The organism is Pseudomonas sp. TUM25319 (assembly GCF_056388475.1).
This window is the reverse complement of record NZ_CM150751.1, coordinates 2,825,797-2,849,458: the sequence shown is the minus strand read 5'-3', so window position 1 is coordinate 2,849,458 and position 23,662 is coordinate 2,825,797. Positions and strand designations below refer to the sequence as shown.

18 protein-coding genes are annotated in these 23,662 nt (G+C 67.3%); 9 read left to right on the top strand and 9 right to left on the bottom strand.

The window, feature by feature from the left end; all coding sequences use genetic code 11:
- Positions 1-87: 87 nt before the first annotated feature.
- Genes pdxR through AC05QJ_RS13435 form a run of 4 tightly spaced genes read right to left on the bottom strand, consistent with a single transcriptional unit; the run spans position 88 to position 5,652 of the window.
- Entirely contained in the window at positions 88-1,590 is a 1,503-nt protein-coding gene (gene pdxR / locus AC05QJ_RS13450; protein WP_476747315.1) for a MocR-like pyridoxine biosynthesis transcription factor PdxR, read from the bottom strand.
- Positions 1,591-1,598: 8 nt separating this feature from the next.
- Complete coding sequence (locus AC05QJ_RS13445; RefSeq protein ID WP_476747314.1) at positions 1,599-3,002, bottom strand: efflux transporter outer membrane subunit; 1,404 nt, start codon at positions 3,000-3,002, stop codon at positions 1,599-1,601.
- 3 nt (positions 3,003-3,005) lie between these two features.
- Positions 3,006-4,580: an MDR family MFS transporter gene (locus AC05QJ_RS13440; protein WP_476747313.1), complete on the bottom strand. Its 1,575-nt coding sequence runs from the start codon at positions 4,578-4,580 to the stop codon at positions 3,006-3,008.
- Complete coding sequence (locus tag AC05QJ_RS13435; RefSeq protein WP_476747312.1) at positions 4,573-5,652, bottom strand: HlyD family secretion protein; 1,080 nt, start codon at positions 5,650-5,652, stop codon at positions 4,573-4,575. Before AC05QJ_RS13435 ends, AC05QJ_RS13440 begins: the two co-directional genes overlap by 8 nt.
- A 133-nt stretch (positions 5,653-5,785) precedes the next feature.
- Between AC05QJ_RS13435 and AC05QJ_RS13430 the strand changes: the two genes are divergently transcribed.
- The 7 genes from AC05QJ_RS13430 (at position 5,786) to treS (ending at position 14,008) form a co-directional block, all read left to right on the top strand.
- Positions 5,786-6,475, top strand: coding sequence for a CerR family C-terminal domain-containing protein (locus AC05QJ_RS13430; protein WP_476747311.1), 690 nt, complete (start codon positions 5,786-5,788; stop codon positions 6,473-6,475).
- 137 nt (positions 6,476-6,612) lie between these two features.
- Positions 6,613-7,470: a MurR/RpiR family transcriptional regulator gene (locus AC05QJ_RS13425; protein ID WP_476747310.1), complete on the top strand. Its 858-nt coding sequence runs from the start codon at positions 6,613-6,615 to the stop codon at positions 7,468-7,470.
- 62 nt (positions 7,471-7,532) lie between these two features.
- Positions 7,533-8,114 (top strand): cysteine hydrolase family protein, encoded by a 582-nt coding sequence (locus AC05QJ_RS13420; RefSeq protein WP_476747935.1) that lies wholly within the window; start codon positions 7,533-7,535, stop codon positions 8,112-8,114.
- Positions 8,115-8,129: 15 nt separating this feature from the next.
- A complete protein-coding gene (locus AC05QJ_RS13415; protein WP_476747309.1) occupies positions 8,130-9,467 on the top strand; it encodes a glutamine synthetase family protein in 1,338 nt (445 codons plus the stop codon).
- The gene (locus AC05QJ_RS13410; protein ID WP_476747934.1) at positions 9,451-10,194 is read left to right on the top strand and encodes an N-formylglutamate amidohydrolase; all 744 of its coding nucleotides are present in this window, start codon (positions 9,451-9,453) and stop codon (positions 10,192-10,194) included. Before AC05QJ_RS13415 ends, AC05QJ_RS13410 begins: the two co-directional genes overlap by 17 nt.
- Positions 10,195-10,305: 111 nt before the next feature.
- Positions 10,306-11,649, top strand: coding sequence for an APC family permease (locus tag AC05QJ_RS13405; protein WP_476747308.1), 1,344 nt, complete (start codon positions 10,306-10,308; stop codon positions 11,647-11,649).
- Between the two features lie 286 nt (positions 11,650-11,935).
- Complete coding sequence (gene treS, locus AC05QJ_RS13400; RefSeq protein ID WP_476747307.1) at positions 11,936-14,008, top strand: maltose alpha-D-glucosyltransferase; 2,073 nt, start codon at positions 11,936-11,938, stop codon at positions 14,006-14,008.
- Positions 14,009-14,171: 163 nt separating this feature from the next.
- Here treS and AC05QJ_RS13395 read toward each other — a convergent pair whose 3' ends face one another.
- A complete protein-coding gene (locus tag AC05QJ_RS13395; protein WP_476747933.1) occupies positions 14,172-15,494 on the bottom strand; it encodes an NAD(P)/FAD-dependent oxidoreductase in 1,323 nt (440 codons plus the stop codon).
- Positions 15,495-16,027: 533 nt separating this feature from the next.
- Here AC05QJ_RS13395 and AC05QJ_RS13390 point away from each other — a divergent pair.
- Entirely contained in the window at positions 16,028-16,846 is an 819-nt protein-coding gene (locus AC05QJ_RS13390; RefSeq protein ID WP_476747932.1) for an alpha/beta fold hydrolase, read from the top strand.
- The gene (locus AC05QJ_RS13385) at positions 16,839-18,020 is read left to right on the top strand and encodes a PAS domain-containing sensor histidine kinase (protein ID WP_476747306.1); all 1,182 of its coding nucleotides are present in this window, start codon (positions 16,839-16,841) and stop codon (positions 18,018-18,020) included. Before AC05QJ_RS13390 ends, AC05QJ_RS13385 begins: the two co-directional genes overlap by 8 nt.
- A 4-nt stretch (positions 18,021-18,024) precedes the next feature.
- Here AC05QJ_RS13385 and AC05QJ_RS13380 read toward each other — a convergent pair whose 3' ends face one another.
- The 4 genes from AC05QJ_RS13380 to AC05QJ_RS13365 form a co-directional block, all read right to left on the bottom strand.
- Positions 18,025-20,136: an ATP-binding protein gene (locus AC05QJ_RS13380; protein ID WP_476747305.1), complete on the bottom strand. Its 2,112-nt coding sequence runs from the start codon at positions 20,134-20,136 to the stop codon at positions 18,025-18,027.
- Positions 20,137-20,368: 232 nt separating this feature from the next.
- Positions 20,369-21,328: a FecR family protein gene (locus AC05QJ_RS13375; RefSeq protein WP_476747304.1), complete on the bottom strand. Its 960-nt coding sequence runs from the start codon at positions 21,326-21,328 to the stop codon at positions 20,369-20,371.
- Positions 21,325-21,834, bottom strand: a complete 510-nt coding sequence (locus AC05QJ_RS13370) for a sigma-70 family RNA polymerase sigma factor (protein ID WP_476747303.1) — start codon at positions 21,832-21,834, stop codon at positions 21,325-21,327. Before AC05QJ_RS13370 ends, AC05QJ_RS13375 begins: the two co-directional genes overlap by 4 nt.
- A gap of 290 nt (positions 21,835-22,124) precedes the next feature.
- Positions 22,125-23,660 carry an MFS transporter gene (locus AC05QJ_RS13365; RefSeq protein ID WP_476747302.1) on the bottom strand — a complete coding sequence of 512 codons (1,536 nt, stop codon included), beginning with the start codon at positions 23,658-23,660 and terminating at the stop codon, positions 22,125-22,127.
- Positions 23,661-23,662 lie beyond the last annotated feature (2 nt).

Genomic DNA, 23,662 nt, shown 5'->3' with positions numbered 1-23,662 from the left:
GCGCCCTGGCAGACACCACCGCAGGCAAGTGTTGCCACAGGAACACTGATGGTGCAAATAGCCCTGTTTTCGTGCAGTGCCAAACCTTCAGCGGCGATGACGGCGCAGATGCGCGTTGACGACCCGTGCCAGCTCGCGGATGCCCGGCGCAATGCGCTCGACAGCAATGGCGCCGAAGCCCAGGCGCACGAAACGATGCTGCTCACCCTCGGGACGAATGAAGAAGGCAACACCGGGGTCGAGCAATACGCCCTGTTCCAGCGCCTCGTAGTAGAAGGCCACCGCATCGTGGCACCACGGCAGTTCAAGCCACAGGGTCGCGCCACCGCGGGGCACGCTGAAGCGCGCCTCGGGCAGTTCCCGGCGCAGGGCCTCCACCACCAGCGCCGCGCGGTGGGCCAGGCTGTCACGGGTTTTCTGCAGCAGCCGGTCGTAGTGCCCCTGCTGGATGAACAGCGCCGTGGCGATCTGGTTGTTGCCGGGAATCTGCCGGATCATCAGCCGCTGCAAGGCCCGCAGGCGGGCGATCACCGGCGCCGGGGCGACGATGAAACCGATGCACAGCCCCGGCGACAGCAGTTTCGACAGGCTGCTGAGGTAGATGACCCGATCATCGCGGTCTTCGGCCTTGAGCGCCGGCTGGCCCTGGCCGTCGTACTGGGTTTCCGGATCGTCATCGTCCTCGAAAATCACCAGGTCACGCTCCCGGGCCAGGCGCAGCAGTTCGTGGCGGCGGGCAGCACTCATGGTCACGCCGGTGGGGCACTGGTAGCCCGGCGAGCAATACAGGTAATCGCAGTCCGCCAGCGCAGCGGTGAGTCGCACGCCCTCCTCGTCCACCGGCACCGGCACCACCTCGGCGCCTTCGTGGGCGAACACGTTGCGCGGGTCCATGAAGCCCGGATGCTCGACGGCCACGCGTCGCCCGTCACGGGCGAACAAGCGCGCCAGCAGGTAGAAACTCTGCTGCCGGCCCAGGGTCAGCAGCACTTCGTCCTCGCTGGCGGCAATGCCGCGGCGAGGCAGCACGCGCCGGATCAGCTGGCTGATCAACTGGGTGGAGTCGACGTCCTCGCCTTCCTGCCACCAACGGTCCACCGCCCGCAGTTCCAGAGCCTGGCGGCTGCACTGGCGCCATTGGTGAATGGGAAACAGGCGGTGGTCGAACTGACCGTAGACGAAGGGGTAGCGCACCTCGCGCCAGATATTTGGCCGGTCGGCCCAGAGCAGGTCCGCCGGTTGTGCCGGCAGGCGCGCCGACCAGTCCGGGCCGGGCGCGGCGGCAGGCTCCGGGCTGCTCACGATGGCCGTGGGGCGGATCGCCGAGCAGACGAAAAAGCCGTCCCGCGGGCGCGCCTCGACGTAACCCTCGGCGACCAGCCGTTCGTAGGCCAGCACCGCCGTATTGCGCGACACGCCCGTGAGCCGGGCCAGGTCGCGCCCGGACGGCAGCCGGCTGCCGGCCAGCAGGCGACCGTCGAGAATGGCGTTGACGAAGGCGGTGCTCAACTGCACCTGCAAGGCATCGTCGTTGCGCCGGGCTTGCGGCAACAGCTGCTTCCACATCAGGTCATGCCGGCTGTTGCGCATGGGCGGCCCTATTCGCTCTGCCAGCCGAGGCCGAGGCTTTTCTGCAGGGCCACGTAGCTGATCAGCAACTGGGCCTCGGCACTGATGCGCTGCTGCTCGGCATCGTTGCGGGTGCGCTCGGCATCCAGCCAGTCGAGGGCCGAACGGCTGCCGCCGCGATAGCGTTGCTCGCTGAATCCGGCGCTGCGGATCGCTGCGGTCTCGGCCTCGCGCAGCACGTCGAGCCGGCGTCGCTCGTGACCGAAACGGCCAAGGGCGACATTGGCGTCGCGCAGCGCGCCGAGCACGCTGGCGGTGTACTGGGCCACGGCTTCGTCGTGGTGGGCTTGCGCCTGTTCAACCATGTGTCGGTTCCGACCAAAATCCAGGAGGTTCCATTGCAGGTAGGGCACGCCCAGCCAGCCGAGATTGCCCTTGTTCCACAGTCCCGAGGCGCTGTCGCCGGCGAAACTGAGGCTGCCGATCAGCGACACCCTGGGGAATGCCGCCGCTTGCTGCTCGCCGATCTTCGCGTTGCTCGCTGCCAGCCGGCGTTCCGCGGCACGGATATCGGGACGCTGACGCAACAGCGCAGCGGGACTGCCTGCCGCCGGCTCAGCGCGCACGCGGGGCAACGGCGCCAGGGCACTGAAACGGGCATCCAAACTACCCGGAGCCTGGCCACATAACAACGCCAATTGATCCAGCGACTCCTCGATCTGCCCCTGCAAGGCGATCAGGTCGGCCTCGGTCTGGCCTGCCTGGGTGTGCAATCGCGCCACGTCACCGGCGCCGGCCGTACCGGCGCGCAGGCGCTCTTCACTCAGTTGCAGCAGGCGTTGCTCCAGCGCCAGCGACTGGCGCAGCTTGTCGGCCCGCAACTGGCGGCTGCGCAGTTCCAGATAGCCCTGCGCCACCTGGGCCGTGAGTTGCAGACGCACATCGTCGAGTTCGGCGACGCTGGCCTGGGCTTCGGCTTCGGCGCCCTCGCTGGTGCGGCGGGCGGCGCCGAACAGGTCCGGCTCCCAGCTCGCCATCAATCCCGACAGGTAGTAGCGCGATACCGGCTGGCTGTCGCTGCCGCGCAGCAGCTCGGCGGCACTGGCATTGACCTTGGGCAGGCGGTCGCTGCGCTGGCCTTCGAAGCCGGCGTAGGCCTGGCGCATCCGCGCACGGGCAATGTCCAGGTCGGGGCTGGCAGCCAGCGCCAGGTCGATCAGCGCGGTCAGTCCGGCATCGTCCAGTGCCAGCCACCAGTGCGCGAGCGCCGGTTGCGGGGTGGCCGGGCTGGCGGCGCGGTACAACTGCGCGGCGTTCAGGGCTTCGGCGAAGGGGCTGGGCGGACCTTGATAGTCCGGGCCGACACTGCAGCCCGGCAAGGCCAGGACGTACGCAGACAGCAGCAAGGCGCTGCGGAGGAAACGGGTGGTCATGGGTCAGTGTCCTGTGACGGGGGCGCCGGGCAGCGCCTTGCGAAGCAGACAGGCCAGCGGCACGCAGAGCAGCAGTGTCAGCGCCAGCGCCTGGAAGGTGTCGATGTAGGTCAGTACCACCGCCTGCAGACGGATCTGCTGGGCGAAGCTGGTCAGGGCCTGGAGATGGGCGGTGACGGCGTCCAGGTGGTCGCCGAAAAAACGCTCCTGAAGGCCGGCGATATGCGCCTGGCCGGTGGCCGAGGCGGCTGTTACCGCCTCGCGCAGGGTGTCGTCATGAATGCTGGTGCGCCGGTCGAGAAAGGTGCCGAGCAAGGCCAGCCCCACCGACCCGCCCAGGTTGCGCGCCATGTTGAACAGCCCGGCGGCATCGCCCGCCTGCTGCGGCGGCACCGAACTCATGGACAGCTGGTTGAGCGGCATCATCGCCAGCAACTGGCCGACGCCCAGCAGCAGTTGCGAGTACATGAAATCGTGGCCGGCGCTGCGAGCGGTGATGCCGGTAGCCAGGTAACAGCTCAGCGACAGCGCGAGGATGCCGGCCACCACCAGCAGGCGAGCGTCATAGCGGGCCAGCAGGCGCGGCAGCAGCGGCACCACCAGAAACGCCGGCAGCCCCGACATCAGCATCACCGCGCCGGACTGCTGGGCGTTGTAGCCGGTCACGCCACTGAGGAACTGCGGCAGCAGGTAGGCCACGCCATACAGCCCGGCGCCCACCAGAAACACAATGACGATCACCGCGGCGTAATGCCGGTTGGCCAACAGCCGCAGGCGCAGGATCGGCTCGCGCGCGGTGAACTGGGCAATACCCAGCAACAGCGCACCGGCCAGGGCGGCCAGGCACAGCCCGACGATGAGCGACGACTCGAACCAGCGCTCGCGCTGGCCCTCCTCCAGGGCCACGGTGAGCGCGCTCAGGGCCAGGGTCAGGCCGGCAATACCGAGCCAGTCGGCCTGGAAAAAGCGCCGCCATTCGGCGCGGGACGGCGGCAGCCCCGAGGCCAGCATCAGCACCAGCGCCGCGCACACCGGCAGGTTGAGGAAGAAGCACCAGCGCCAGTCGATGTTCTCGGTCAGCCAGCCGCCGATCACCGGTCCCAGCAACGGGCCGAGCAGGACCGTGAGGCCGAACACCGTCATGCCGATGGGCATCTGGTGCCGTGGCAAGCGGGTCGCCACCAGCACCTGCGCGGTGGGGATCATCGCCCCGCCGGCAAAGCCCTGGCCCAGGCGGCCGATGATCATCTGGGTGAGGTTGTCGGCAAAGCCGCAGACCATGGAAAAGAACACGAACAGCAGTGCGTTGCCGATCAGGAAGGTACGCAGGCCGAAAACCCGGGTCAGCCAGGCCGTCAGCGGAATCATGACGATCTCGGCCATCAGGTAGGCGGTGGAAATCCACGTCCCTTCGCTGCCGGTGGCGCCGATCTGGCCCTGGATCTGTGGCAGTGCCGAGTTGGTGATGGAGATGTCCAGCGTCGCCATCAGCGCGCCGAGGGCACCGGCGGCGACGGCGATCCAGTCGGCGCGGCTGGCGTTGGCGGGCGCGCCCGGTGCGGGCAAGGGCTCAGCCACGGGTATCCACCTCGACATGGACCGACAGCCCTGGCACCAGGGTGCCCGGTGGCAGGCTAGATTCCAGCAGGCGGATGCGCACGGGCACGCGCTGGACGATCTTGGTGAAGTTGCCGGTAGCGTTGTCCGGCGGCAGCAGGGCGAACTGGGCACCGGTGCCGGGCGCCAGGCTTTCCAGGCGGCCGCTGACGCGGGCGCCCGGCCAGGCATCGACGCGGATCCTCACCGGCTGCCCGGGCTGCAGGCGATCAAGCTGGGTTTCCTTGAAGTTGGCGGTGATGTAGGCCTGCTCCACCGGCACCACGGTCATCAGCCGCGAGCCGGGCTGCACGTACTGGCCGACCCGAACGCCGCGGTCACCGACGCGGCCGGCGACCGCGCTGTAGACGATGCTGTCGTCAACATCGAGACGCGCCCTGGCGGCGGCCGCTTCGGCGGAATCGAGCTGGGCGCGGGCCTGAGCGATCGACGCCCGCAGGCTGGTCAGTTGCCGTTGCGCCAGTTCCACCGCCGCCTGTTGCGCGGCCTCGGCGCTCTGCGCCTGGCGGGCGACGTTGCGCAGTTCTTCCAGGCGCTCGCGAGGTTCGGCGCCACTGTCGGCCAGGGGTTGATAGCGGCGGACCTGGCCTGCGCTGTACTCGGCGTTGGCACGCTCGCCACGCAGCCGAGCCTGGGCCTGATCCACGGCGGCGCGGCGCTCGGCCAGTTGCGCCTCGCCGTTGGCGATCTCGGCACGCCGGGCAGCGATCAGCGCCGCCTGCTGGTCGTACTCGGCGCGGTAACGACGATCGTCGAGCCGTACCAGCGGCTGGCCGGCCTCGATGTGCTGGTGCTCTTCGACGAACACCTGGGCCACCGTGCCGCCCACCCGTGGCGACACACCCACACTGTCCGCCTCCAGATAAGCATCATCAGTGTCCACCAGGAAGCGCGACACGCTCCACCAATGCACCGTCCAGGCCAGGGCAGCGGCAATCGCCAGGACGATCGCGAGCAGACGGGCCCTGCGCTTGCCGGGAGCGACACGCACGGGGTTCGGGGTGGGAAGTTCGGGAGTGTGCAGGGTTGTCATGGGGTGGGCTGACCGTATGGGTTGATTTATTACACTCGTTATATTTATTACAGTCGTTAGAATTGTGTCAATTGGTATATTTCTTCCGCCCGGCCACGCATAATCGCTCCCTTGCAGCCGACAGGAGAGCGATGTGAGCGCAACCAAGCGACGCCGTCAGGAGAGCCACGGCGGATACCAATGCGGTGACGAGAGCAGCGCGCGGCTGCTGTCGGTGGCCCTGGAGCGTTTCGGCGAACAGGGCTTCGAAGGCGCCTCCACCCGCGACATCGCCGAACGTGCGGGGCTCAATGCGCCGGCCCTGAATTACTACTTCAGCAACAAGCGCGGCCTGTACCTGGCCTGCGTCGAGCACATGACCCAGCGCATCGGCGAAGCACTGGACCCGGCCATCGAGCAGGCCGAAGCGACACTCGCCGCCGAGGCCGACCGGGAGGCGCTGATCGAAGCGTTCTGTGCCCTGCACCGCAGCATCGCCGAACTCATGCTGCGCTCACCGGAAACCGCCGGCTGGCGCAAGTTTCACGCCCGCGAGCAGGCCGGCCTCGGCCCCGGCGACGGTCAGCGCCTGATCCAGCAGGTGGTGGGCCAGCGCCTGCTCGGCGTGACCTGCGCGCTGGTGGCACGCCTGCGCGGCCAGGTCGAGATCGATGAAGCCAGCACCCTGCGGGCAATCACCCTGCACGGCCAGTTGCTGCCGTTTCACCTCACCCCCGGCATGACCCTCGATACCCTGGGCTGGCCCGATTTCGCCGGTGAGCGTTTCGAGAAAGTCATCGACATGGTCTGTGAACAGACCCGGGCGCTGTTGCGCGCGCTTTAAGACGCCTTTCCCATGGCTGGCGCTGTGCTTCGGCTGCAGCGCCCTGTCAGCATGAAAAGTAGTGAATTCGACAAAAATACACCGTTGCGTATTTCTGAAACACATTATACAAATAAGACATCCACAGGGACCTTGCCATGCCGACACTCAAAGCCCGCCTGAATACGCCCGAAGTCGACCTCACCAAAGCCGAGCGCAAGGTCATCCGCGCCCTGCTCGACGACTACCCGCGTGGCGGTCTCGGCCCGATGTCGCGGCTGGCGCGGCAAGCCGGGGTCAGCGATCCGACCATCCTGCGCCTGGTGAAGAAACTCGGTTTTGCCGGCTACGCCGACTTCCAGAACGCCCTGCTGGCCGAAGTGGACGACCGCCTGCGCTCGCCGCGCACGCTGCTGGCCGACCGTCGCGAAGCCATGAGCCGCGACGACGTCTGGTCCAACTACCTGGGCGAGGCCAGCGAGAGTCTGCAACGTACCCTGGCCCTGACCCAGGCCGACGATATCCGCCTGATCGGCGACTGGCTGCTCGACAGCAAGACCCGCGTGCTGTGCCACGGCGGGCGCTTCAGCCGTTTCCTCGCCGGCTACCTGGTCGCCCACCTGCGCATCCTGCGCAGTGGCTGCCTGCTGCTGGACGACGGTGCCGCCCTGCCCGACCAGCTCAACGAACTCGACCGCCAGACCCTGGTGGTGGTGTTCGACTACCGCCGCTACCAGGCCCAGGCCTTCGCCGTGGCCAAGGCCGCCAAGGCCCGTGGCGCGCGGGTGTTGTTGTTCACCGATATCTACGACTCGCCGCTACGCGAGTTCGCCGACCTGATCGTCAGCGCACCGGTGGAATCCCGCTCGCCCTTCGATTCACTGGTTCCCGCGACCGCCCAGGTCGAGGCGCTGATCGCCTCCCTGGTGGCACGGATGGACGGTCACCTCGATGACCGCCTGGAAGGCATCGATCAATTACGAGCTGCGTTCAGCAGCCACATCCTGGAGGAATAGCCGTGCCCACCGTGCCCCATCAATCCCCCCGCGACCTGCCGTTCACCGCCGGCCAGACCGCGATGCTGTTCGTCGACATGCAGCGCGCCTGGGTCGAGCCCGGCCGTGATCCCCACGTCGATCCGCAGGCCGCCCGCTACTTCTACGAGCGGGTCGAACAGACCGTCATCCCCAACCAGCAGCGCCTGCTGGCGGCGATGCGGGGCATCGGCGAGAACGTGCTGCACACCATCATCGAAAGCCTCACCGCCGATGGCCGCGACCGCTCGCTGGACCACAAGCTGTCGGACATGCACCTGCCCAAGGGCAGCCCCGACGCCCAGGTGATCGACGCCCTGGCGCCGGCGGAAAACGAGATCGTGCTGCCCAAGACCTCTTCCGGAGTCTTCAACTCCACCGCCATCGACTACGTGCTGCGCAACCTGAACACCCGCCACCTGATCGTCTGCGGCGTGGTCACCGACCAGTGCGTGGACATGGCCGTGCGCGACGCCGCCGACCGCGGCTACCTGGTGACGCTGGTGGAAGACGCCTGCGCCACCCACACCGCCGAACGCCACCAGGCCTGCCTGAACGCGATCAAGGGCTATTGCTGGATCACCGACACCGACACCGTCCTGGCCCGCATCGCTGCGCTGGCCTGAGCCCGGGAGACCGCCATGAGTCAACGCAATCCCGGCGCGCCGCTGCGCCTGACCAGCTTCGTCACCACCGACCTGTGCGGCATCACCCGCGGCCGCTCGCTGCCCGAGACGGATGTCGCCGGCCAGCTCGCCAGCGGCTGCGGCTGGGTGCCGGCCAACAGCTCGCTGACGCCCCAGGACGTGATCGCCGAAGACGGCCCCTGGGGTAGCCACGGCGACCTGCGCCTGCTCCCCGACCCCGACAGCCGCGTACGCCTGGAGCACGGCCCCGACCCACAGGCCGCGCCGCTGGACTACCTGCACGGCGATCTGGTGACCACCGACGGCGCGCCCTGGCCGGTGTGCCCGCGCACCCTGCTGAAAGAAGAAACCGCCCGCTACCGCGAGCTCGGCCTGCAGATCACCGCCGCCTTCGAACACGAATTCAACCTGCTTGGCCTGCCAGCCCAGCGCACGGCCGCCTTCTCGCTGCAGGCCCAGCGCCAGAGCGGCGACTTCGGCGGCTGGCTGATGAGCGCCCTGGAGCAGATCGGCGCGGAGCCTGAGATGTTCCTGCCGGAGTATGGCCGCGACCAGTACGAAGTCACCTGCCGCCCGACCCAGGGCGTGGCAGCGGCGGACCGCGCCGTGAACGTGCGCGAAGTGACCCGCGAGATCGCCCGCCAGCTGGGCCTGCGCAGCAGCTTCACGCCGCTGCTCGCCCCCGGTGCGGTGACCAATGGCGTGCACCTGCACATCAGCCTGCAACGCCTGGACGGCACGCCGGTGTTCTACGACGAGAACGGCCCCGGCAAACTGTCGAAACTGGCGCAACACTGGTCCGCCGGCGTGCTGCGCCACCTGCCGGCACTCTGCGCCCTCACTGCGCCCACGGCGGTGTCGTACCTGCGCCTCAAGCCCCATCACTGGAGCGCGGCCTACGCCTGCCTGGGCCTGCAGAACCGCGAGGCGGCGCTGCGTATCTGTCCGGTGGTGGGCCTTGGCGGCAAGCCTCGCGCCCAGCAGTTCAACCTCGAGTTCCGGCCGATGGACGCCACCGCCAGCCCGCACCTGGCCATGGCCGCGGCACTGATCGCCGGACGCCTGGGCATCGAGCAGGAGCTGCCACTGTCGGCGGTCACCGATGTCGATCCCCATAGCCTCAGTGCCGAGCAGCGCGAGGAACTGGGCATCAAGGCCCTGCCGGCCTCGCTCGAAGAGGCCCAGCGCCTGCTGCTGGAGGACAGCGAGCTGTGCGCGCAACTGCCCGCGGCGCTGCTGGACACCTACGTCTCGATGAAGCGCCAGGAACTGACGCTCACCCGTGAGCTTGGCGAGGAGCAACTCTGTGAAACCTATGCAACCTACTACTGAAGCCGGCCTGTACCAGCGCCCGCCGTTCCGGCTGGTCAACCCGTACGGCGACAGCCCGGTGCTGCTGGTGTGCGAGCACGCCAGCCGCTACATCCCGGAGCCACTGGCGCAGTTGGGGCTGGATGACGTGGCCGCCGCCGAACACATCGCCTGGGACATCGGCGCCCTCGAGCTGGCCGAAGCGCTGGCCAAACGGCTCGACGCCACCTTGCTGGTGGCCAACTACTCGCGGCTGCTGATCGACCTGAACCGGCCGCTGTCGGCCGATGACCTGATCCCCGAGCACAGCGAGGTCTACCCGATCCCCGGCAACGTCGGCCTGTCGGAGGCCAACCGCCAGGAACGGGTGGCACGGCTGTTCGAGCCGTTTCATCAGCAACTGACGCAGCTGCTGGATGCGCGCATCGCCGAGGGTCGGGAAGTCCGTCTCGTCGGGGTGCACAGCTTCACCCCGAGCTACCGCGGCAAACCCCGGCCATGGACTGCCGGCGTGCTGTACGGCGAGGCCGAGGCCTACGCCAGCCGGATCATCGGCGCCTTGCGCGAATGCGGCGAGGAGACCGGCGCCAACCAGCCTTATGTGATCGACCCGGCGGAGGACATGACCGTCCCCGTCCATGGCGATGGACGCGGCATCGACGCCGTGCTGCTGGAAATCCGCAACGATGGACTGCGGACCCCGCAAGGGGTGGAAGCCTGGACGCAGCGCCTGGCGCCCTGGCTCTGAAGCTTGTCCCGGCCAGGGAAACCGGGTCGGGCAGGTTCGTAGAACAAGAACAACTGAGCGCACATCCAAGCGCCGAATCTTTAAAGCTGCCGTCCCCCAGAGGATTCCACCGTGGCTATCGAACAATTCGGATACACCCAACAACTGCGCCGCAGTCTCACCCTTCGCGACCTGGTGATCTACGGCATGATCTTCATGATCCCCATCGCGCCCTTCGGCGTGTACGGCTGGGTCCACGCCGACGCCAACGGCATGGTGCCGATGGCCTACCTGGTGGGCATGGTGGCGATGCTGTTCACCGCCCTCAGCTACGGCGCCATGGCCCGCGCCTTCCCCATCGCCGGCTCGGTGTATTCCTATGCCCAGCGCGGCATCCATCCCAACGTCGGCTTCATCGCCGGCTGGGTGCTGCTGCTCGACTACCTGCTGATCCCGCCGCTGCTCTACGTGTTCAGCGCCCTGGCCTTGAACCACCTGTTCCCGGCGATTCCCAAGCTGGTGTTCATGCTGATCTTCCTGGTCTCGGCCACGCTCATCAACCTGCGCGGCATCACCCTGGCGGCGCGCTTCAACCTGCTGTTCCTGATCGCCGAACTGGCGGTGCTGGCGATCTTCCTGGTGGTCGGTTACCAGGCGCTGGAAGGCGGCCTGGGCAATGGCCGGCTGACGCTTGAGCCGCTGCTGCAACCGGAGCATTTCAACCTCGGCCTGGTGATGAAGGCGGTGTCCATCGCGGTGCTGTCGTTCCTTGGCTTCGACGCCATCTCCACCCTCGCCGAAGAAGTCAAGGGCGACCCGGCCAAGCAGATCGGCCGCGCCGCGCTGATCGCGTTGTTCGTCATGGGCGGGATCTTCATCATCCAGACCTGGCTGGCCACCGACCTTGCGGCCGGCATGACCTTCAAGTCGGCGGACACCGCCTTCTACGAGATCGCCGAAGCCGCCGGCGGGCGCTGGCTGTCCACCCTCACCGCGGTGTCCACCGCGCTGGCCTGGGGCGTCACCGTGTCCATCACCTCCCAGGCCGCCGTGTCGCGCCTGCTCTACTCCATGGCGAGGGACGGCAAGCTGCCGCGGGTGCTGGCCAGCGTTCATCCGCGCTACCAGACACCGCACATCAGCCTGTACCTGGTGGGTGTGCTGTCGCTGGGCATCGGCCTGTACTTCCTCGATGCGCCGGACGTGCTCACCTCACTGGTCAACTTCGGCGCCCTGACCGGCTTCTGCCTGCTGCACCTGGCGGTGATCAACCACTACTTCATTCGCCAGAAGAGCGGGCAGTGGTTCAAGCACCTGCTGTTCCCGGCGATCGGGCTGGTGATCATCGCTTATGTACTGGTCAGCATGAGCCTGGATGCGCAGTTGCTCGGTTGTGGGTGGATTGCGGTCGGACTGGTGTACCTGGTGGTGTTGAATCGGCGGGGGAACGGGGCCGAGCTGGCTCGGGAGCTTTGAGCTGACGCACGTCGTCGTGCTTGAGATCGAATCGCGGCTGACAGCCGCTCCCACGAGGTATCGAGCCAGACAATAAATCTGTGCCCGACGCGACCATTGTGGGAGCCGGCCTTGCCGGCGATGCGCCGCGCAGGCGGCGCTCGATCTCAAGGGCGCTGAAGCTCTTAAGTCATGCACCCGCGATACGCCGCGCACCAAACCTCGACAGCCCAACCCATCCGAACGTTCCGCCTCGACTACCGTCATAACCTCACAGCCCCCAACGGACGCTAGCGAGGAAACCGCAATGGCCCGACCCGACGACGCCTACGTGAAGTGGCTCGAAGACCGCTCGATGCTGCGCGCCGCCCAGACCCGCGCCACCTTGTACGCCGGCCAGGCACGGCTGTGGCAGAACCCCTATGCCGAGGCGCAGCCGCGCCGTGCCACCGATATCGCGTCGGTGTGGCTGACGGTGTATCCCGACGCGATCATCGCCCCCGAGGATTGCAGCGTGCTTGGCGCCCTCGGCCACGAGGCGCTGTGGAAGCGCCTGTCGGAGATCGGTGTGCAAGGCATCCACACCGGGCCGATCAAGCAGTCCGGCGGCCTGCGCGGGCGCGAGACCACGCCAAGCATCGACGGCAATTTCGACCGCATGAGTTTCGATATCGACCCGCTGTACGGCAGCGAGGAAGAACTGGTGCGCATGAGTCGCCTGGCCGCCGCGCACAATGCGGTGACCATCGACGACCTGATCCCCTCCCACACCGGCAAGGGCGCCGATTTCCGCCTGGCCGAGCTGGGCCATGGCGTGTATCCGGGGCTGTACCACATGGTCGAGATCCGCGAGGAAGACTGGTCGCTGCTGCCAGAGGTGCCGGCGGGTCGCGATGCCGTCAACCTGCCGCCCGCCGTCTGCGACGAGCTCAAGCTACGCCACTACATCGTCGGCCAGTTGCAGCGGGTGATCTTCTTCGAGCCCGGCGTCAAGGAGACCGACTGGAGCGCCACACCGCCGATCACCGGGGTGGACGGCAAGACCCGACGCTGGGTCTACCTGCATTACTTCAAGGAAGGCCAGCCGTCGCTGAACTGGCTCGACCCGACCTTTGCCGCCCAGCAGATGATCATCGGCGACGCCCTGCACGCCCTCGACTGCCTCGGCGCCCGCGGCCTGCGCCTGGACGCCAACGGTTTTCTCGGCGTGGAGATCCGCGCGGGTGGCACTGCCTGGTCGGAGAGTCACCCACTGTCGATCACCGGCAATCAGTTGATCGGCGGGATGATCCGCAAGGCCGGCGGCTTCAGCTTCCAGGAACTGAACCTCACCCTGGACGACATCGCGCAGATGTCCAAAGGCGGAGCCGACCTGTCCTACGACTTCATCACCCGCCCCGCCTATCAGCACGCGCTGCTCACCGGCGATACCGAGTTCCTGCGGCTGATGCTCAAGGAAATGCACGGCTTCGGCATCGACCCGGCGTCGCTGATCCATGCCCTGCAGAACCACGACGAACTGACGGTGGAGCTGGTGCATTTCTGGACCCTGCACGCCCATGATATGTACCTGTACAAGGGCCAGACCCTGCCCGGCAGCATCCTGCGCGAGCACATCCGTGAAGAGATCTATGAGCGGCTGTCGGGCGAGCACGCCCCCTACAACCTGCGCTTCGTCACCAATGGCATCGCCTGCACCACGGCGAGCCTGATCACTGCCGCGCTGGGCATTCGCGACCTGGAGCAGATCGGCGAGGCAGAGATCGAGCTGATCCAGAAAGTGCACCTGCTGCTGGTCATGTACAACGCCATGCAGCCCGGCGTGGTGGCGTTCTCCGGCTGGGACCTGGTGGGTGCCCTGCCCTTGCCGGCCGAGGCAGTGGCCGAACGCATGGTCGATGGCGACACCCGCTGGATTCACCGTGGCGGCTACGACCTGGCCGGCCTTGCGCCGGACGCCGATAGCTCGGTACGTGGCATGCCGCGTGCGCGCAGCCTCTACGGCAGCCTCGACAGCCAGCTGGAACAGCCTGACTCGTTTGCCAGCAAGGTGAAGAAACTGCTCGCCGTACGCCAGGCCTACGGCATCGCCAGCAGCCGCCAGGTGCTGGTGCCGGACGTGCTGACGTCCGGGTTGCTGGTGATGGTCCACGAACTGCCGGCGGGCCGCGGCACCCAGATCAGCGCGCTGAACTTCAGCCAGGAAGCGATCAGCGAGGAACTGCACCTGAGTGGCTTCACCCCGGGGCCGGTGGTGGACATGATCAATGAGACGGTCGAAGGCGACCTGAGCGAGGACGGGCGACTGCTGATCAACCTCGACCCGTATGAGGCGCTGAGCCTGAGGATTGTCAGCAGCAGTGGGCATGTCGGGTCTTGAGCCCGACCTTGGGGGGTATCCCGGTAGGAGCGGCTTCAGCCGCGAACGGCGGCAAAGCCGTCGTAAAACCTGAGTCCCCCATCAGCCTGACACACCCGGGACACAGGTTGTATGGCCGCTACGCGCCCAATCGCGGCTGAAGCCGCTCCCACCAGGCGATGTGTCAGGCCTCCAGACCCGCCCGCGCCTGGCCGGTCCGCAAGGTGAAGTTGACCCCCAGCGACAACGCCGGCTGCGGCGGATTCCAGCTCGGCTTGGGCGCCGCCAGCAGGAAGTCGGTCAGGTTCTCGCGCTTGCCCGCCAGCAGGTTCGCCAGCAAGGTGCCGGTGGCCGTGCCGCGCACGGTGCCCAGGCCGTTACAACCCAGCGCACCATAGACGTTCGGCCGCAGCTCGCCGAAGAAGCCGGCGCCGTTGCGGGTCATCGCCAGGCCGCCGCCCCAGGTGTGCTCGAACGGCACGCCAGCCAGGGTCGGGAAACGCCGCTCGAAGGACAAACGGTGCGCCGGGCGAACCTTCTCCGGGTAGTTGGTCTTGGCCCGGCCATCCGGGTTGAAGCTGAAGCTGTTGCGCACCAGGATGCGGTTGTCGTGGGTGCGGCGCAGGGTGGTACCGAACGGGTCGGCCGGGATCACGCCCCAGAACTCGTGGCCGCCGATGCTGGCCTGCTCGGCAGCGGTCAGCGGACGGGTCAGGCTGCCGTAGGTGAAGATCGGCAGCATGCGGCCCTGCAGGAAACCGAAGTATTGGCCAAAGGCGTTGTTGGCGAGGATCAGCTTGTCGGCGGTGATGCGCCCGGTCGGGTGGTGCAGCACGGTTTTCGTGCCGTAGTCCACGGCGGTGATCGGGGTGTCTTCGTACAGGGTGACGTTCGCCGGCAGGCTGTCGGCCAGGCCCTTCACCAGTGCCGACGGCTGGACCAGCATGGTGCCCGGCGTGAACAGCGCCTTGCGGTAGAACGAGGTGCCGATATGGTCCTTCAGCTCGTTGCCTTCGATCAGCTCGACCTTCTCGCCCAACCCTTCCAGGCCGCCGCGGTAGGCGTTGAGCACGGCGATGCCCTTGTCCTCGATGGCCGCCTGGTACTTGCCGGAGTGGCGCAGGTGGGCGTCGACGATGTTGTGCTCTTCGACCAGGTCGCGAAGGATGTGCTGGCCGCGCTGGTTGAGGGCCAGGACGTTGCGGGCATTGGCTTTGTCGCCGATGTAGTCCGGCGCACCGATGTCATGGGGCACATCGATGAGGAAACCGGCGTTTCGCCCGGAGGTGCCGAAGCCGACCTGCTGGGCTTCTACCAGGATCACCTGGTCATTGGGGAAGTTCAGCGCCAGCTGGCGCGCAGCCGCGAGCCCGGTAAAGCCGCCGCCGACCACCACCCAGGGCGCCTGGGCATCGCCGATCAGCGGTGGACGTGGCTGGCGCACGCGGCTGGTGTGGAACCAGCCCGGGCTGGAGTCGTCCTTGGGCAGCGAGGCAATGCGCTGCAGGGAATCCGGGTCGTTCGGCACGCCGTCCGCGAGCAGGGAAGCAGCGCCGCCGGCAGCAATGACACCGGCGCCAACGCCCGCTCCAATCAGGACCTTTCTTCTTGAAACCGCCATGTTGATTCAACTCTTTCAAAGGGTGGGTAGATGCGAGCTACGGAGCTCCTCCCCTTTGCCACGCCGGTGCGCACCTGCACGGCAACGCAGGAACCCGCGCATCGTCTTCTGATCCGCCCGGGACAGCCTTCCGGCCCGTCCCGCGCTACGCAAGACATTCACTTCCACCAGCAGGTTTCAGAATGAATAATCTCTGTATACACACTGTATTCATATTGCTTGAAAGCGTCAATCACGCAGGTTTTCGCGGTGCCGGACGGCAATCGGGGAAAACCTGTGGCGTGCCCGGAGCGCAACGGAAACTTTCCGCTGGCGCAAGGAGTCAAGACAGGGTCCCGGGACAAGGTGCCCGGACACTCGCCAGCGCCACCCCGCCCTGCTAACGTTTCTGGCGAACTGCCAGCATGAGAACCGGAACCATGGACCTGCAACGACGCAATAACGTGAATGTCATCGGCGACGGCCCTTCGACGCTGGTCTTCTCCCACGGTTTCGGTTGCGACCAATCGATGTGGAACTACCTGCAGCCGCACTTCCAGGACCACTTTCGCGTGGTGCTGTATGACCTGGTGGGTGCCGGTCGTTCCGACCTGAGCGCCTGGGACCGCGACAAATATGCCTCGCTGGACGGTTACGCCCGCGACCTCAACGAGATCATCCGGCACTTCGCCCGAGGGCCGGCGATCGTCGTCGGCCACTCCGTCAGCGCGATGATCGGCGCCCTGGCCGACCGCCTGGCCCCGGGCACCATCGCGGCCCATGTGATGGTCGGCCCGTCGCCCTGCTACATCGATGCCGACGACTACGTGGGCGGCTTCCGCCAGGAAGACATCCTCGAATTGCTCGACACCCTGGACAGCAACTACCTCGGCTGGTCGAGCACCATGGCTCCGGTGATCATGGGCGCCCCTGGCCAGCCCGAGCTGAGCAGCGAACTGACCAACAGTTTCTGCCGCACCGACCCGGAGATCGCCCGCCAGTTCGCCCGCGTCACCTTCCTTTCCGACAACCGCCAGGACGTCGCCGGCCTGGAGACACCCGTGCTGATCCTGCAGTCCACCGACGACCTGATCGCCCCGGTCGCAGTCGGCGAATACCTTCACGGCGTTCTGCCCAACAGTGTGCTGCAACGGGTCGACAATATCGGCCACTGTCCGCACATGAGCGTGCCGAGCGCCTGCTCCGAGGCCATGGACAGGTTCCTCGCGCCCTGGAGCGGAAACTGCGGCCATGGATGACAGCCTGCTGCCTGGCGCCGACGAGCTGTTCGAGCATGCCCCCTGCGGGCTGGTGGTGACCGCCGAGGACGGCACCCTGCTGCGCTGCAACCAGACCTTCTGCAATTGGCTCGGCATGACCCGGGAATCCCTGGCCGGGCGGCGCTTCCAGGAACTGCTGACCATGGGCGGACGGATCTTCCACCAGACCCACTGGGCGCCGCTGATGAAGATGCAGGGCTCGGTGGCCGAAGTGAAACTCGATCTGCGCCACGGCGCCGGTCATCTCGTCACGGTCCTGCTCAATGGCACGCGTCGCGAACTGGCCCATGGGGTGGTCTACGAACTGGCGCTGTTCGGTACCGTCGACCGGGACCGCTACGAACGTGAACTGCTGGGCGCCCGGCGCCGCGCCGAGGAGCTGCTGTCGGAAAAGACCGCCGCCGAAACCGCCCTGCAGCAGGCCCAGACCGAGCTGGCCGAGGCCTATCGCAACGCCAGGCGGCGGGCGTCCTTCGCCGAGCAGATGGTGGCGATCGCCAGCCACGACCTGAAAAACCCGCTCACCGCGATCCGCATGGCGGCCGAGTTGCTCGGCCAGGCCGACCGGGGGCCGCGGGACAACCGCCTGCTCAGCCACATCGGCAATTCCTGCGCCCGCGCCGAACGGATGATCGCCGACCTGCTCGACCTGGCGTCGGTGCGCAGCGGCAAGGGCCTGGGCATCAAGCGGCGGCAGATGGACCTGCATCAGGTAGTCGAGCAGAGTGTCAACGAACTACGGGTGGCTTTCCCGCAGGCGCACCTGCGCTACCTGTGCAAGGGATCGGGGCAAGTGGCGATCGACCTGGATCGCGCCCAGCAGATGATCGGCAACCTGGTGGCCAATGGTGTGAATTATGGCGACCGCCGCCACCCACTCACGATTACCAGCGAGCTGACCGCCGACGCCGCCGTCCTTGCCGTGCACAACCACGGCCCGGCGATTCCGGCGTCGCTGATCCCGGTGCTGTTCGAACCCATGACCCGCGCCAGCGAACACAGCGACACCGTCAGGTCGGTGGGTCTGGGACTGTTCATCGTCCGGGAAATTGCCAGCGCCCATGGTGGCACTGTCGAGGTCGACTCCGACGAGCCGCGTGGCACCTGCTTCGTCATCCGCCTGCCACGCAGCGCCGCAACCGCCACCGGGTAGCCGCTCAGCGGCGATGACCCAGCACGCGCTCGAGGCTGCGCGCCAGTTCCACCCGCTGAAACGGCTTGCCCAGCACCTCGAAGCCGCGGAGCGCCTCCGGTGGCAGATTGGTATAGCCCGTGATGATCAGCACCGGCAGCTCGCCGCAGCGCCCGCGCAGTTCCCTGGCGAAGCTGGCGCCGGTCGCCTCGGCCATGATCTGGTCGGTCACCAGCACGTCGAAGGCCATCCCCGCCTCGATCAGCGCCCAGGCCTGGGAGGGCCCTCCGGCCTCCAGCACCTCGTAGCCAAGGTCGCGCAATTGCAGTGCCGTGGCCTGCCGGACCAGGACCTCGTCGTCCACCAGCAGCACGCGGACAGACCGCCGCACCACCGGCGGCGGCTCATGCAGGTCACCCTGCAGCCCGGTGCTCATCGCGCCGACCGGCAGCCAGACCGTCACCTCGGTGCCGCGACCCAGGGTCGAACGCACCTGCAGGCCACCACCGCTTTGCAAGGCCAGGCCCTGGACCATCGACAGCCCCAGGCCCGTGCCCTTGCCGACGCCCTTGGTGGAGTAGAACGGCTCGACACAACGGCGCTGTTGTTCGTCGTCCATGCCACAGCCGTCGTCGCTGATGCTCAACCACAACTGCTCGCCGGCAATGCCTGCAGGCCGCAGGCGGAGGCCGTCGTCGGTGCCTGCGGCAATCACCAGGTGGCCGCCAGCGGGCATGGCGTCGCGGGCGTTGATCACCAGATTGAGCAGGGCCAGCTCCAGTTGATGGGGATCGACCACCACCGTGGGCAAGCGCTCGTCGATCGCCACGCTCACCTTGACAGTAGGGCCCAGCGAGCGCGCCATCAGCTCGCGCATGCCCTCCACCAGCACCGCCAGCGACACGCTCTGCGGCTGCAAGGTCTGGCGGCGGGCGAAGCTGAGCAGGCGACTGACAACGTTGCGCGCCCGGTCTGCGGCCTGCAGCGCGCAATGGATCAGGCGCGCCGAACCCTCGACGTCCCGCGGCCGGCGGCGCATCAGTTCGAGGGACGCGATGATCGGCGTGAGCATGTTGTTGAAATCGTGGGCGATACCACCGGTGAGCTGGCCGATGGTTTCCATCTTGCGCGCTTCATGCAATTGCAGCATGGCCGCCTCGCGCTCGGCGAGCATGGCCGTCACCCGATCCTCAAGGCCCTGCTTGATCGCCATCAGCTCGGCGAAGGTCGCCTGCAGGTGCGCCGACTTGTTCTTCAGCGCCCGCTCCCCTCGGGCATGGGTGATCCAGTCCCAGGTCTGGGCAGCCGTCTGTTCGATCAACCGGCACTCGTCCTCGGCCAGCACCCGGGGAGCGGCGAACTGCACGCAAAGCAGCGCTTCGCGGCCCTGGCCGCGTTCGATGGGCGCCACGAAGCCGGGCCCGGCCTCATCGTGGCAGGCACCCGCCAGCGACGGTAGATCCCGTACCCAGTCGCGAGCGATATGGAAGGGCTCGTCCGGTGCCAGCGCCTCGGCAAAATACACCCGGGCCGCCCCCAGTTCTTCGCCCAGCCGCCGCGCCACCTGGCGCTCGATCTGCTCGGGCTCGCCAAAACCGGGCAGCGCCTTGGCCAGTTCCAGCAGGAACGTCTGGCGTCGCTGGAACTGCACCCGCTGGGTGGTTTCGGACACGATGCACAGCACCCCGCCAACACTGCCATCGCACTCGCGCACCGCCGAATAGGACACATCGAACCAGGCGGTTTCGCCATGACCGCTGCGCTCGATGTAGAACGGCCGGTCGCGGGCAGCAAAGGTTTCACCGGTCTCGCGCACGCCACGCAGGAGCGGTTCGAGGTCATCCCACAATTCGCTCCAGCTCTCCTGCGCGGGCCGGCCCAGCGCCCGCGGATGCTTGCTGCCGATGGTCGGCGCGTAGGCGTCGTTGTAGAAGGCCACGTAATCGGCCCCCCAGAACAGGACAATCTGTGCCTGGGCGGGCAGTATCGTGTCGAGGATGGTCTGCAGGCCCACCGACCATTCGGACATGGGACCGAGGGGTGAGGTCTCCTGGTTCAACGTGCGCAGCAACGCGCGGATGCCGCCGGCGTCAACCTGGGACGGGCGGGCTGCAACAAGGGTTGGATTCGGGTTCATGGGTATCTGTCTTCCGGCCCGGGTCACGCTATCGAAGGTAGGAAACTGGCGCGTAGCCATTGGTTCCGTTGCGTTGTCGATATCGCTGTCCAGTGCCAGTCGGTCAGCTCGCCTGAACGTTCCCGCCCATGGGCGGCACGCAACTGGCGCGCCTGGAAGCACCCGTGCTGCTGTTCGCGGGGTGTGGGGTGGCATTGAGCCGGCGGCGGCGACCGTAGCGCCCCTGTCGGGTTCAGCCCAGCGCGCGGATCAACAAGAGATAGTCCGTTACCCGCACCACCCGGATCGGCAGGCTCTGCTGGAGGATTTCCAGGGTCTGGCCGCTGTCATCCAGCGGGAAGCGCCCGCTGACCCGCAGGCCGGCAACGTCCGGCTCCACACGCACCCAGCCTTTGCGATAGGCGCGCAGCGCTTCCACCAGATTGCCCAGCGGTTCATCGTGCACCACCAGCCAGCCTTGCAGCCAGGCGGTTTCCATGGCGCCCATGGGTGCCTGGCCGAGCACACCGCGCGGGTCGAACCAGGTCACCTGGCCGGCTCGCAGCGGCAATGCCGTAGCCTCGGCCGGCGCCAGGCGCGCCTCGTGCTGCAGGGTCACCACCCGCGAACGCCCCGGCAGTTCGCGCAGGGCCAGTTGCCCGCCGTCGCTGTACAGGGTGCCGGAACCGGTCTGGATCGCCAGCGGTCGCTGCGCCAGCGGGGCGACCTGGATCAGCATCTCGCCTTCGTGCAGGCGCAGGCGCCGCTGCTGGCCATCGAACCAGGCCGACACCCGGCTGCGGGCGTTGAGCTGCAACTGGCTGCCGTCGCTCAAGCGCCAGGTGCAACGTTCAGCGGTGGCGGTGCGGTATTCCTGGCCATCGCTCCAGTGGCTGCGCGGCGTACTGGCCAGCCAGCCGGCACCGCCCACCAGCAGGCTGACGCCCAGCGCCGTGCGCAAAAAGGCGCGGCGGCTGTCGGGCTGGTCGAGGCTGCGCAGCAGCGGCTGGCTGCCACGCCCGCGCCATGGCGACTGCTGGAACTGGCCGAGCCCCGCCAGCAGGCGCTGGTACACCTGGCGGTGGTGACTGGAGCGATTGCGCCAGCGTTCCAGCTCGGCCTGCTGCTCGTCATCGAAGTCGCCCGATTGCAGGCGCACCATCCAGTCGATGGCTTCTTCGGCCACCGGGTCGTCCAGGCGCGTTTCCTTCATTCCTCAAGCCCCCGATAACAGCAGCGCAGCGCCTGGGCCATGAGCTGATGAATGCGCCCGAGGGACAGCCCCAGGCGCTGCTGGATCTGCACGTAGGTCAGGCCCTCCAGCTGGCTGAGCACGAACACCGTGCGCGCCTGGCTGGACAGCCCGTCGAGCAGCCGATCGATGGCCACCAGGCTCTCGATCAGCGCCACCTGCTCGTGGGGCGATGGCTGCGACTCCTCCGGCACCAGGGCGAGGGAGTGCAGGTAGGCTTTTTCCAGATCGCGACGGCGCCAGGTCTCGTACATCAAGCGCTGGGCGATGGTGGTCAGCAAAGCCCGCGGCTCGCGAATGGCGCCGGGGTCCGGCAGCATCCATACCCGCAGGAAGGTTTCCGCGGCGATGTCCTCGGCGCTGTGGCTGCAGCCGGTGCGAAACGCCAGGCGCCCGCGCAGCCACAAGTAATGCTGCTGGAAGATTCGGGTGACGGTCTGCTGCTTGGGCAGGTTCTGTACGTCCATGGGTCTGACAATCTTCTGAGGGACTGCGCACGCCATCGGACAAGAAGGTGGTGGCCGGTCGAGTGATCGGTTGACTGCTTCCCTGGCAGTTGAGTCGAGTGTGCACCAGGGCATTCACGCTGAAAAAGAATAAAAAATGTTACAAAAAGACCTGTTTGGCATATGCCTTTACGAGGGGTGAGTGTTATCCGCCAGCAAAGCCGGCTCAGTGGAAAAACAGTCTCAAGCCAGCTCGCCAGACACTCTGCAAGAGCCGGCTTTGCTGGTGGATAACACCCTTGCCTGCGTTGTTATTGCACCGCCAACGCCCCCCGCTCCTGCTCTCGCAGCGGTCGCAGCAGCCAGCCAATGCTAAGCGTCAGCAGCAGGATCACCGCGGCCAGGAACCACAGCACACCGTGGAAGGCACTGTCATACCCGCCGCGCAGCAGCTCACCCAGCAACTCGGCCTGGGCCACGCCCTGCACGACACCTTCAAGATTGCCGGCGGCCACGCTGTCGATCCATTCGCGAACCGTCGGGGCATCGCTGCTGAACGCCGCCAGCCCTGCCCTCAGCCTTCCGTCCAGCAGGGTCGCGAGCAACGACCCATACACCGCCACGGCAATCGCTTCGCTGCCCAGGCGGAAGGTATTGAGCAGGCCCGCCGCCATCCCCGCCTTCTGCTCGGGCACGGTCTTCAGCGCCAGCCCGTCCACCAGCCCGGCAGACAACCCCATGCCAGCGCCCACCAGCAGCAACGGCGCCGCCAGTTGCCACAGCGCAGCCTGTGGCTGGGCCACCAATGCCAGGCTCACCACGCCCGCCAGCAAGGCCAGCAGGCTGGCCTTGAGAATGCCCACCGCCGACACGCCCCTGGCCGCCCATTTTCCGGCGAGGATCGGGCAGAACAGCATCGGCACCGTCAGCAGCAACATCGCCAGACCGGCATGAGTCGGGCTCAGGCGCAGCACACCAAACAGGTAACTCGGCAGGTAGGTGAGCAAGGTGACGAAGCCGAAGGACGCCGCCACCGTCACCAGCGCCAGCCCCACGAAGGGCCCGCTGGCCAGCAACGACAGGTCAAGCATCGGCTGACGGTGGCGCCGCTCCTGCCAGGCGAACACCGCCAGCAGCAGCGCCGACAGCGCCACCAGGCCGAGCACGCCCTGGCTGCGCCAGCCCCACTGCGAACCCTGGACGATGGCGATCATCAAGGCCAGCAACGCCGCGACGAACAGCGTGGTGCCGCCCAGGTCGAAACGCGCCTTGTGCTCGGCCAGTTGGCCGTCACGGGTGATCAGCGGCGTGCCCAGCAGCACCAGGGCGAGGGTCAGGGTGTGGGCCCAGAAGATCGCCCGCCAGCCGACGCTTTCGATCAGCAGCCCCGACAAGGTCGGGCCGAGGCTGACCCCCAGCCCGGCGACCGTGCCGAACAAGGCGAAGGCCCGCAGCCGTGCCGCGCCGTCGAAGTGGGTGGACAGAATGGCGATGCCGCAGGAGAAGATCGCCGCCGCGCCGATGCCCGCCAGGGCACGGCCAATGTCCAGCACCCAGGCCTCGCTGGCCAGGGCCGAGATCACCGAGGCCAGCACGTAGAGGGCAGCACCCGCCACGAAGCAGCGCTTGCGCCCGAGCCGGTCGGCCAGCGCGCCCCAGGCCAGGGTGAAGCAGGCAAAGGCCAGGTTGAAGGCATTGACCACCCATTGCAGGTGGGTGAGCGAGGCCTGGATGTCACTGCCGATGGCCGGCAGCGCCAGCGCCGTGCCAGAGATGGAACTGGGCACGACGAAGATCGCCAGGAGAATGGTGCCCAGCAGGGCGTTGTCGGAAAGTCGGGTGGTCATGG

Coding starts and splice junctions, on each gene's coding strand:
- pdxR (WP_476747315.1), bottom strand. CDS start 1,590: ATGCGCAACAGCCGGCATGACCTGATGTGGAAGCAGCTGTTGCCGCAA.
- AC05QJ_RS13445 (WP_476747314.1), bottom strand. CDS start 3,002: ATGACCACCCGTTTCCTCCGCAGCGCCTTGCTGCTGTCTGCGTACGTC.
- AC05QJ_RS13435 (WP_476747312.1), bottom strand. CDS start 5,652: ATGACAACCCTGCACACTCCCGAACTTCCCACCCCGAACCCCGTGCGT.
- AC05QJ_RS13425 (WP_476747310.1), top strand. CDS start 6,613: ATGCCGACACTCAAAGCCCGCCTGAATACGCCCGAAGTCGACCTCACC.
- AC05QJ_RS13420 (WP_476747935.1), top strand. CDS start 7,533: ATGCTGTTCGTCGACATGCAGCGCGCCTGGGTCGAGCCCGGCCGTGAT.
- AC05QJ_RS13415 (WP_476747309.1), top strand. CDS start 8,130: ATGAGTCAACGCAATCCCGGCGCGCCGCTGCGCCTGACCAGCTTCGTC.
- AC05QJ_RS13410 (WP_476747934.1), top strand. CDS start 9,451: ATGCAACCTACTACTGAAGCCGGCCTGTACCAGCGCCCGCCGTTCCGG.
- treS (WP_476747307.1), top strand. CDS start 11,936: ATGGCCCGACCCGACGACGCCTACGTGAAGTGGCTCGAAGACCGCTCG.
- AC05QJ_RS13390 (WP_476747932.1), top strand. CDS start 16,028: ATGGACCTGCAACGACGCAATAACGTGAATGTCATCGGCGACGGCCCT.
- AC05QJ_RS13385 (WP_476747306.1), top strand. CDS start 16,839: ATGGATGACAGCCTGCTGCCTGGCGCCGACGAGCTGTTCGAGCATGCC.
- AC05QJ_RS13380 (WP_476747305.1), bottom strand. CDS start 20,136: ATGAACCCGAATCCAACCCTTGTTGCAGCCCGCCCGTCCCAGGTTGAC.
- AC05QJ_RS13375 (WP_476747304.1), bottom strand. CDS start 21,328: ATGAAGGAAACGCGCCTGGACGACCCGGTGGCCGAAGAAGCCATCGAC.
- AC05QJ_RS13370 (WP_476747303.1), bottom strand. CDS start 21,834: ATGGACGTACAGAACCTGCCCAAGCAGCAGACCGTCACCCGAATCTTC.
- AC05QJ_RS13365 (WP_476747302.1), bottom strand. CDS start 23,660: ATGACCACCCGACTTTCCGACAACGCCCTGCTGGGCACCATTCTCCTG.